12 protein-coding genes and 1 tRNA gene are annotated in these 8750 nt (G+C 58.3%); 5 read left to right on the top strand and 8 right to left on the bottom strand.

What is annotated here, in order from left to right; genetic code table 11:
- Nucleotides 1–457 precede the first annotated feature (457 nt).
- Nucleotides 458–541 (bottom strand) — tRNA-Tyr (locus PH5382_RS19675).
- 119 nt (nucleotides 542–660) lie between these two features.
- Between PH5382_RS19675 and rlmB the strand changes: the two genes are divergently transcribed.
- The 3 genes from rlmB to PH5382_RS01915 all read left to right on the top strand — a co-directional run bounded on the left by rlmB (nucleotide 661) and on the right by PH5382_RS01915 (nucleotide 3315).
- Nucleotides 661–1452 (top strand): 23S rRNA (guanosine(2251)-2'-O)-methyltransferase RlmB, encoded by a 792-nt coding sequence (rlmB, locus tag PH5382_RS01930; RefSeq protein ID WP_058332636.1) that lies wholly within the window; start codon nucleotides 661–663, stop codon nucleotides 1450–1452.
- A gap of 699 nt (nucleotides 1453–2151) precedes the next feature.
- A complete protein-coding gene (locus PH5382_RS01920) occupies nucleotides 2152–2583 on the top strand; it encodes a YHS domain-containing (seleno)protein (RefSeq protein WP_231751769.1) in 432 nt (143 codons plus the stop codon).
- Nucleotides 2584–2844: 261 nt separating this feature from the next.
- A complete protein-coding gene (locus tag PH5382_RS01915; protein ID WP_058332633.1) occupies nucleotides 2845–3315 on the top strand; it encodes a CoA-binding protein in 471 nt (156 codons plus the stop codon).
- Nucleotides 3316–3649: 334 nt separating this feature from the next.
- Here PH5382_RS01915 and PH5382_RS01910 read toward each other — a convergent pair whose 3' ends face one another.
- The 5 genes from PH5382_RS01910 to hisA are packed head-to-tail and all read right to left on the bottom strand — an operon-like array spanning nucleotide 3650 to nucleotide 6181.
- Complete coding sequence (locus tag PH5382_RS01910; protein ID WP_058332632.1) at nucleotides 3650–3967, bottom strand: phosphoribosyl-ATP diphosphatase; 318 nt, start codon at nucleotides 3965–3967, stop codon at nucleotides 3650–3652.
- Nucleotides 3964–4725 (bottom strand): imidazole glycerol phosphate synthase subunit HisF, encoded by a 762-nt coding sequence (gene hisF, locus PH5382_RS01905; RefSeq protein ID WP_058332631.1) that lies wholly within the window; start codon nucleotides 4723–4725, stop codon nucleotides 3964–3966. Before hisF ends, PH5382_RS01910 begins: the two co-directional genes overlap by 4 nt.
- Before the next feature lies 1 nt (nucleotide 4726).
- A complete protein-coding gene (locus PH5382_RS01900; protein ID WP_058332630.1) occupies nucleotides 4727–5008 on the bottom strand; it encodes a hypothetical protein in 282 nt (93 codons plus the stop codon).
- A complete protein-coding gene (locus PH5382_RS01895) occupies nucleotides 5005–5454 on the bottom strand; it encodes a DUF2867 domain-containing protein (RefSeq protein WP_058332629.1) in 450 nt (149 codons plus the stop codon). The genes PH5382_RS01900 and PH5382_RS01895 overlap by 4 nt, the downstream gene beginning before the upstream one ends.
- A gap of 4 nt (nucleotides 5455–5458) precedes the next feature.
- Nucleotides 5459–6181 carry a 1-(5-phosphoribosyl)-5-[(5-phosphoribosylamino)methylideneamino]imidazole-4-carboxamide isomerase gene (gene hisA / locus PH5382_RS01890; protein WP_058332628.1) on the bottom strand — a complete coding sequence of 241 codons (723 nt, stop codon included), beginning with the start codon at nucleotides 6179–6181 and terminating at the stop codon, nucleotides 5459–5461.
- Between the two features lie 196 nt (nucleotides 6182–6377).
- On the opposite strand from hisA, the gene PH5382_RS01885 reads away from it, so the two are divergent.
- A complete protein-coding gene (locus tag PH5382_RS01885) occupies nucleotides 6378–6764 on the top strand; it encodes a DUF2147 domain-containing protein (RefSeq protein ID WP_058332627.1) in 387 nt (128 codons plus the stop codon).
- Between the two features lie 78 nt (nucleotides 6765–6842).
- Here PH5382_RS01885 and PH5382_RS01880 read toward each other — a convergent pair whose 3' ends face one another.
- Nucleotides 6843–7094 (bottom strand): WGR domain-containing protein, encoded by a 252-nt coding sequence (locus PH5382_RS01880; protein ID WP_058332626.1) that lies wholly within the window; start codon nucleotides 7092–7094, stop codon nucleotides 6843–6845.
- Between the two features lie 193 nt (nucleotides 7095–7287).
- Nucleotides 7288–7824, bottom strand: a complete 537-nt coding sequence (locus tag PH5382_RS01875) for a peroxiredoxin-like family protein (protein WP_058332625.1) — start codon at nucleotides 7822–7824, stop codon at nucleotides 7288–7290.
- Between the two features lie 106 nt (nucleotides 7825–7930).
- Between PH5382_RS01875 and PH5382_RS01870 the strand changes: the two genes are divergently transcribed.
- A complete protein-coding gene (locus tag PH5382_RS01870; RefSeq protein ID WP_058332624.1) occupies nucleotides 7931–8656 on the top strand; it encodes a helix-turn-helix transcriptional regulator in 726 nt (241 codons plus the stop codon).
- Nucleotides 8657–8750 lie beyond the last annotated feature (94 nt).

Genomic DNA, 8750 nt, shown 5'->3' with positions numbered 1-8750 from the left:
TGTACTTCGTAGGGGCCCAACTGCTCATATACTCCAGCTACCATGCTGGATTCACGAAATGAATCCCTCACCCGATTTGTGCAACAAAGCCGCTCTCAGTTATCAATCAGCACAAGCTCTATATGATGTGCAATTGCGGCCACGCCGATTCTGTTTGGGTCTCTGAAATCTTCAAAAAGCAGGGCGACCAGGTGCCAGTTGGTTTGGCCATCGACAAAATGCGTTATTCCGCCTGCTGCACCAGAGCTGCACCAGAAGTGTCAAGGAATTCCGAGTATACTACCCCTGCTGGTTTGATAATTCTATGCAGGCCGCCCTCGGGTCGGGCTAAAGTTGAGAAGTGGGAGTGATGAGAAAAGTGCGGTACACTTTCAATGTAACCCATTGAAACTCAATGACCCCGATGAACCTGCTGCGGTCCACCACTTCCTTGATTTTATTGAACAAATAGAAGAAGTGGTGGGCGACCCTGGAATCGAACCAGGCGTGCGTCTCCGCGAGGGAGTTACAGTCCCCTGCCACACCTTGCGGCCTGTCGCCCACTAGCAAGTCGCTGTTGACCTGCTGTGAGGGCGTGATTACTAGCGCACCCAGGGGGCGTCAACAGAAAAAACGCAAGTTTTTTGCCCGAACCTGAAATTCCTTTTGCTGGAGAGATCTATGTCCAAGAAACCCACCAAAAAGCCCCAGTGGGTGATTGAAAAGGAGCAGACCAAAAAGGCCGGAGGCGGTGAGACTGTCTGGCTGTTTGGTCTTCATGCGGTGCGCGACGCGCTGATGAACCCAAAACGGGAAAAACTGCGTCTGATCGTAACCTTGAATGCGCAGAACAAGCTGGAAGAGGCGATCGCTGCAGCCGAAATGACGCCTGAATTGGTGGAGCCGCGCAAATTCAACGCGCCGCTTGATCCCAATTCTGTGCATCAGGGCGCCGCTCTGGAGGTCAAGCCGCTAAACTGGGGGTCCTTGTCGGAAAATTGCATCGGTGCCGAGGTGCCGCGGGTCATTCTGCTCGACCGGGTGACGGATCCGCATAATGTCGGCGCCATTCTGCGCTCAGCCGAAGTGCTGGGGGCCAGCGCGGTGATCGGCACCCGGCACCATTCCGCACCGGAAACCGGGGCGCTGGCAAAAACGGCCTCCGGAGCCTTGGAGCGTCAGCCCTATCTGCGGATGCGAAATCTGGCCGATACCATCACCGAGCTACAGAATATGGGTTATGTGGTGCTGGGACTGGATGGCGAAGCGGAAGACACCATCGAGAGCTGTCTTGAGGGGCGCAAGGATCTGCCCGTGGCACTGGTTCTGGGCGCCGAAGGTCCGGGGCTGCGGCAGAAAACCAAAGAAACCGTCGATCATCTGGTGAAAATTGACGCAGCCGGTGGTTTTGGCTCTCTGAACGTCTCAAATGCGGCGGCTATTGCCCTATATGCCTCTATGGAGCGGTCATAGCGGCGGCTCTACAGGCGGCATAAAGAGCGAGGGCAGGCATGACACATTGCAGCATCACCGGCGGTAAGATCCTCAGCTGTTGCTACTGCGGTGTACAGTCAACCTTTCTTCCCGCAGGCGACCAGCAGGGCAGAGGCGGCACATCGCGCAAGTCAGGCCGCTATTCTGTCCAAGGCGGTGTCCAAGTTTCTACGCTGGTCTGCGGTACCTGCGGCGCTCCTCTCTCGGTGCAAAAGGCCCGCCCGCTGTCCCCTGGAAAAGGAGCGGCATTGCCGCGTCCTTCCGCCAAAAATGCCGGACCCGGCAAAGCGAAGGGGAAGTCCAAAAAACGCAAAAGCAGCTACAAGGAAAGTCACGCGGGCCCAAACGGTTTTGAGACGAAATCAAAGCCCGGCAAGACAAAGCCGCGCAAAAAACGCAAAAGCCTGTTTCGTAAGCTGGTGTCGGAAGCGGTGGATCTTGTGGAAGATATCTTCGACTGACGCTGGAAAACGGCGCGGCCTAGTGGTTCCGTATGGTGGTCCGGCCTAGCGCATTATGATTTTGGGTCAGGTGTGGCGCAGGGTCATATTCACGAGATGATCACAACTCTGTAAGGCGGCTTTGCAAAACGTCCTATCTGGGTCAGATTGATCCTTGTTCTGAAACTCACTCTCGGAGGCTCAATTGTTTTTGCGCCTGTTTATCGCTGCTTTGACTGTGGCCACGCTTTTTGTGGGCGCGATTTCCGCCCCATCTGCGGCGCGGGCTGACACCCCCATATTCTCCGCCCGCGATGGAATCGCGCTTGGCGGCTATGATGTGGTGGCCTTTTTCGAAGACCAACATGCGGTCAGCGGCAGTGCCAAACACGCCCTGATGTGGAAGGGCGTTGTCTGGCATTTTGCCTCATCCGCCAATCAGGCCCGTTTTGAAGCCAACCCGCGTGCCTATGCGCCTGTTTTTGGCGGCTATTGCGCCTATGCCATGTCGCAGGGCTATCTGGCGCCGGGGAATCCACAGCTTTGGGTGATTGACGGGGGCGAACTACTTTTGCTGAACAATGCCTCGGTGCAGGGGATCTGGCAGGGCGAGGCGGAGCAGTTGATGCAGGGGGCTCGGGCCAATTGGCCAGCCGTGCTGCGCGATTAAATCGACGAATCCGGGCGTTTGCCCGAATTTTTGCTCACAAAGATGCGATGACATCTTTTTATTCACTGTTGCATCCCTACATCCATAGGGACTGCGGAATGGAACCACCGCAGATCTTTTCACTGTCCCTCGTTCCACACCTAGCGCCCGGACCCCGCGTTCCGGGCGTTTTTTTCTGCGTGCTTCTTCGACGACGGATCGGCTCTATACGGTGACGTCTTTGGTCTAGGCGATGGCCCTTTGACAGGGTAGGACTTGATCATGACAGACTATAGTGATGGCCATTTGAAATCCGTTTTGCAGGACAATCGTACGATTGCGGTTGTTGGCGTGTCGATGAATCCTGTTCGCCCCAGTTATTACGTGGCGCGCTATCTAGGCCTGAAGGGATACAGGGTGATACCGGTCAATCCCGGCCATGCTGGCAAACGCCTGTTTGGTGAGGTGATCCAGCCCAGCCTCACGGCGATCGATGTCCCGGTGGATATGGTAGATATCTTTCGCCGCTCTGAGGCGGTGCCGGAGATCGTGGACGAGGCCTTGGAAGTGTTCCCATCGCTGAAGTGTATCTGGATGCAGATCGGTGTGACCCATGCAGAGGCCGCCGCCAAGGCGGATGCGCGTGGGGTGACGGTGATCCAGGACCGGTGTCCTAAAATCGAATACCAGCGCCTGTTTGGAGAGCTGCGTATGGGCGGTTTTGCCACCGGCATCATTTCTTCAAAGCTATAAAGACCGGAAACGTAGCGGCTCCCGCCCGTCGGTGCTGCATTTGAAATGCAGACCTCCCGTTGGGCCCAGCCGGGCCTGCGGCCCGGCAAAGAAAGGCTGCTGAGAGGCGTCTGCAAGGGGCAGATCTGCCCCTTGCAGACGCCAGTTCAATTATGGCTGCATTTCTGCCTCAAGGGTAAACCGCGCCAGTGGCGCGGCCGCCGGATGGCGGCTCTTGACCCAGCAGGAAGACGTAAAGGGGGGAGACGAAAAGACGAAAGGGGTGTCCTAGGAAAGCAGGCTGGGAGGCGGAAAAAAGTCGCACACCCGTTGCAGCCTACTTTGCAGCCAGTGGCTAGCTCTTGGTACGGGCCGCTTTTTCGTCGAGACCGCTCATGCTTTGGCGTTTGGCAAGTTCGGCCAATACATCATCAAGGGCAACGTTGCGGGCCGCCAGCATAACCAGAAAGTGATAGAGCGCATCAGCGCCTTCGGAGGCAAGTTTGACCCGGTCGCCTTTGACGGCTTCGATGATGGCCTCAATGGCTTCCTCGCCGAATTTTTCAGCGCATTTTTCCGGTCCCTTTGCCAGCAGTTTTGCGGTCCAGCTGCTTTTGGGATCCGCTGTTTTGCGGTCGATGATGGTGGCTTCGAGGTCGTGTAGAATGCTCATGTCAGTCTCATTGGAATGCCTGCGGCGGCCATGTGTTCCTTGGCCTCCTGGATGGTGAATTCGCCAAAGTGAAAGATCGACGCGGCAAGAACAGCGCTGGCGCCGCCTTTGGTGACGCCCTCGACCAGGTGATCCAGAGTGCCAACCCCGCCCGAGGCGATCACCGGGACATGAACCGCATCCGAGATGGCGCGGGTCAGTGGCAGGTTAAAGCCTGATTTGGTGCCGTCACGATCCATCGAGGTCAGCAGGATTTCCCCCGCACCTTTGGCCACAACCGTGCGGGCAAACTCCACCGCGTCGATGCCGGTTTCGCGACGCCCGCCATGGGTAAAGATCTCCCACTTGCCAGGGGCGACCGTTTTGGCGTCGATGGCGCAGACAATGCACTGGCTGCCAAACTGATCTGCGGCCTCGGCGATGACATCCGGGTTGGCTACGGCAGCAGAGTTGAACGAGACCTTGTCGGCCCCGGCCAGCAACAAGGCGCGCACGTCTTCCTTGGTGCGCACGCCACCGCCCACGGTGAGCGGGACAAAGCATTGTTCGGCGGTGCGGCGCACCACATCGAACATGGTGCCGCGGTTTTCATGCGTGGCGTGAATGTCGAGAAAGCAGATTTCATCCGCCCCAGCCGCGTCATAGGCCTTGGCGGATTCAACCGGGTCGCCGGCATCCCGCAGGCCCACAAAATTGACGCCTTTGACGACACGGCCATCGGCCACGTCGAGGCAGGGGATGATACGGGTCTTCAACACGTCATGATTTCCTTTTTCGGATCGAGCGGATCAATGCCACGAGGATCCATAAAATGCCAGCACCAACCACCACTGGGCCAAAGAGAAGCGGCCCCCAGGCTGCAAAAACGCCCATGCTATAGGCGGTATCGGCCAGATCCATCCCCAAGAGGTTGCAGGGGTTGGCAAAGCCTTCGTGGATGGTGCAGCCAATGACATTGCCCAGAAACAGCACCACAGCGATACAAAGCAGCCAGAGCAGCACCGGACCCAGAGTGAAGAGAAGGAAAATTCGGTTAATCATGCGCGTTTTACCGCGTTGCGCACGATGAGGATGTGAAAGGGCATGATTGCGCGCAGATAGAGCCTGCCAAATCGGTTCTTGGTGCGTACCCAGGTGGCGAAATAGATTTGGCCGTCCTGTTTCAACACCGAGATGCGAAAATCCAGATGGCTGTCATCCAGCCCCAGGATCAGCTCATCATCTGAGCGGGTCACAAGCGGAAAAAACCCGACCCGGTCGGGTGTTATGACCTGGGTGTTCAGCCCGAAAGGGGCAACCAGTAGGTTGCGCAGCCGCATCAGAGTAGAGACCCAGGCCGGAAAGCGAAAGGCGCGTTCGGCGGCCTCTTCCGGCGGCAGATCGCAGGGCTTGGCGTAGCAATCCATGAAATCCCCCGGGCGGATGCCTGCAGGCTGCTGATACAGCAGGCTAGAGCGCGGCAGTTCCGTGGCATGCACCCGGGTCATGGTATCAGCCTTTCAGCACAGCAAGCGCTTCGGCGAGATCAATGGCGCCATCATAAAGTGCCCGGCCGGAAATGGCACCATTCAGTGGCGCGCCGCAGGATTTCAGCGCCCGCAGGTCGTCCAGCGACGAGACACCACCGGAAGCAATGACCGGAATCGAGACCGCATTGGCCAGATCGGCAGTGGCCGACACATTGGGGCCCTTCATGGCACCGTCGCGCATGATGTCGGTGTAGATAATGGCGGCAACACCTGCGTCCTCGAATGATTTGGCCAGATCAGTAACCATGACATCGGTCTCTTCCGCCCAGCCCTTGGTGGCGACGCGGCCATTGCGGGCGTCGATGCCGACGGCGACCTTGCCGGGGAATTCGCGGGCGGCTTCGCGCACCAGATCGGGATTTTCCACCGCAACCGTGCCTAGGATCACCCGCGCGAGACCCTTTTCGATCCAGTTTGCGATGGTTTTCATATCGCGGATGCCACCGCCGAGCTGCGCAGGCACCTTGCACTGTTTCAGGATTTCCTCGACTGGTGCGGCATTGACGGGTTCGCCCGCAAAGGCGCCGTTCAGATCGACCAGATGCAGCCAGTCGCAGCCAGCCGCGACAAATTCCAGCGCCTGAGCGGCCGGATTGTCGTTGAACACGGTGGTCTTGTCCATGTCGCCATGCAGCAGACGCACGGCCTGGCCATCCTTGAGATCGATTGCGGGGTAGAGGATCATTTGCGCTGCCTTTGCATCTGTACCCGTCAGGGCGGGTATGTCATCTCGCTTTGACCAGGAAAGGCGGCCAAAGCAGTTGAGCGATGTTTTGCACAAGGCGGGCGTGAAATGCAACGCGACCCAAAGTCAACCTTGCCTGAAAAGGAGTGCCTGCGTCACTGTGTGGAAAACAAAACACCAAACGGGAGGACCTGAAATGAAAACCTTTATGGCCGTAACTTTGACCGCTCTCAGTCTGGCGGGGGCTGCGCTGGCAGACCCTGTGCTGGGCACCTGGAAGACGCAGCCGGATGATGGCTCTTATGCGCATATCAAGATGGCACCCTGTGGCGCGGCCATCTGCGGTAAAATCGCCCGGACCTTTAATGGTGCCGGCGAATATGCTTCACCCAATATCGGCAAGACCCTGGTGATCGACATGGTGGCCAAGGGTGATGGCTATTACACCGGCGAAGTCTGGCGGCCGTCGAATGACAAGATCTACACCGGCAAAATGGATCTGAATGGCAACTCGCTGGCACTGCGGGGCTGTGTGGCTGGAGGGCTTATCTGCTCAAAGCAAACCTGGACACGGGTGCAGTAAAGCGGGTGCAGCTAGGTTGGACTGACCCTGTCACCCGGAGATGTCGGTCGCCCACAGATGAAACCCAGATTGGGGCAGCTACAGCAGCCCCAATTGCACAGGGATCGGCACAAAGCCGCGCTTGACCTCTTTGTCGCGTAGGGTCTCAAAGCTTTGCAGGGCTTCGGTGTGATGCAGAAAATAGGCTCGCCGTTGCTGACCGCCAGCCGCGCCAATGGGGCCTTTGGCCTGCTCGAGGCACCATTCCCCAAACAACGTCTGGCTCAGGCACAACACGCAATAGCGGTGTCGGCCATCGCTGTAGTCGAATTTTTCCAGTCTGATCTGCACGCGTGGGGCCGGGCCTGTGATTTGTCGGAGCTTCTCTATGCCTGCAAAGCTGACCTCTGTCCATTGGTCGCAGGCAGGGGACGTGCCCGGAACTGGGAGACAAAGCGTAAAAGCCGCTGCCCCTGAAAATATGGAGCAGCGGCCGGGTGTCCGCAGTCGTGCGTGGTGTGCGGGATCGTGAATTCGGGCTGGGTTATACCGCGCCGGTATATTCGCCACGTGCCGGGTAGTCATTGGCAATGGCAAAATCCAAAGCACCGACCAGCTCTGAGAAGTGTGGTCGCACAAAGGGCATGGTCTGGGTCGAGCCATAGTAAAGTGTCTGCTCGGGTGTCACCATGAACAGGCCGGGTTCGGAAAACAGCGCGGGCTCCTCGATGCCGATGGAGGTCGTGCCGCGCGAGGTGGAAATATACAGGCCCCAGGATTTGGCCACATCCAGCGGCAGATCATAGGCAAAACGCAGCGTACTGGCTTTGATCTTGTCTGCCATGGCCTGGGTGCGCTCTTCTCCGTCAGCAGAAACTGCGATGCAGGTGACACCACGTTCAGCGAAATCGGCGACGCGCTTTTCCAGTTCAGTCAGGTAGTTGGCGCAGATCGGGCAGTGCAACCCGCGATAAAAGCAGATCACAGTGCCACGGCTGCTGGCTTCGGTGGCAAGATCAAATTGGCCGCCGCCCAGCAAGGGCAGGGCAAGGTTGGGGGTCTTTTGGCGGGGGATCAGCATGGTTGGCTCCTTCGGATATCGGTTGACCAATTTGTGGCAGGATTTTGAATCTTGAAAAACCTGAAAACCAAACCTAAAATCCTGAAACCTGCTGAGGAGAGCGCCGATGGATCGTTTGACGACATTGATGGAACGGTTTCAGCTGTCGGTACATCCGGCTGAGCCCTCCCAGGCCAATCTCGTGGCGCTGGGAGAAGCGGCGGGGCCGACCTGTCTCAAATTTTACCCGCATGGCGGCCCTTTTGCGGCCACGGCAAAAGAAACCCTGCTGAGTGCGCGGGTGGAATGGGCCGCGGGCCACAACCCGCTGATGGCGGCCTTGCCGCAGATGGTGCATTTTGACCTGACCGCCGGAGGGGACACGCTGGAACTTGTGCAGCTGATGCTGTCCGAAAGCCATGCCAGGCGCTGTGGTGCGCAATCGGTCATCAATCGTCTGGGCGAAGTGCTGATGGTGCGCCTGTTGCGGGGACAGATCGAACAGGGGGCGACCGAGCCGGGCCTGCTGGCGGGGCTGGCCGATCCCCGGCTGAGCCGCGCAATCGTGGCGATGCATGATCATCCCGGCAGGTTGTGGTCCAACGCGGATCTGGCTGCTGAGGCGGGCCTGTCGCTCTCGCGGTTTTGCGATCTCTTTGCCGCCGAGGTGGGAGAGACACCCATGGGCTATCTGCGGCGCTGGCGCTTAACGCTGGCGCATCAGGATCTGGCGCGAGGTGATCGGGTCGAGGCGGTGGCTCGGCGCTATTCCTATGCATCCCCCGAGGGCTTTACGCGCGCTTTTCGCAAGGCCTATGGAGTGGCGCCGGTCAGCTTGCGCAGATTGTCTTGACCAGGGGGTTCTGAGCCGGGGGCAGAACGCGAAGGGCAGTGGATTTGGCGCGGTCGGTATTTGACTATTTGTAGCAAGATGAAAGCGGCAGGAA

The sequence above is a fragment of the Phaeobacter sp. CECT 5382 genome (assembly GCF_001457775.1).
Taxonomy (GTDB): Bacteria; Pseudomonadota; Alphaproteobacteria; order Rhodobacterales; family Rhodobacteraceae; genus Pseudophaeobacter.
Note: the sequence above shows the minus strand (reverse complement) of the source record. Positions and strands in the feature narration are given on the sequence as shown.

Coding starts and splice junctions, on each gene's coding strand:
- PH5382_RS01910 (WP_058332632.1), bottom strand. CDS start 3,967: ATGAGCATTCTACACGACCTCGAAGCCACCATCATCGACCGCAAAACA.
- PH5382_RS01875 (WP_058332625.1), bottom strand. CDS start 7,824: ATGCTGATCCCCCGCCAAAAGACCCCCAACCTTGCCCTGCCCTTGCTG.
- PH5382_RS01900 (WP_058332630.1), bottom strand. CDS start 5,008: ATGATTAACCGAATTTTCCTTCTCTTCACTCTGGGTCCGGTGCTGCTC.
- PH5382_RS01885 (WP_058332627.1), top strand. CDS start 6,378: ATGAAAACCTTTATGGCCGTAACTTTGACCGCTCTCAGTCTGGCGGGG.
- PH5382_RS01895 (WP_058332629.1), bottom strand. CDS start 5,454: ATGACCCGGGTGCATGCCACGGAACTGCCGCGCTCTAGCCTGCTGTAT.
- hisA (WP_058332628.1), bottom strand. CDS start 6,181: ATGATCCTCTACCCCGCAATCGATCTCAAGGATGGCCAGGCCGTGCGT.
- PH5382_RS01915 (WP_058332633.1), top strand. CDS start 2,845: ATGACAGACTATAGTGATGGCCATTTGAAATCCGTTTTGCAGGACAAT.
- rlmB (WP_058332636.1), top strand. CDS start 661: ATGTCCAAGAAACCCACCAAAAAGCCCCAGTGGGTGATTGAAAAGGAG.
- PH5382_RS01870 (WP_058332624.1), top strand. CDS start 7,931: ATGGATCGTTTGACGACATTGATGGAACGGTTTCAGCTGTCGGTACAT.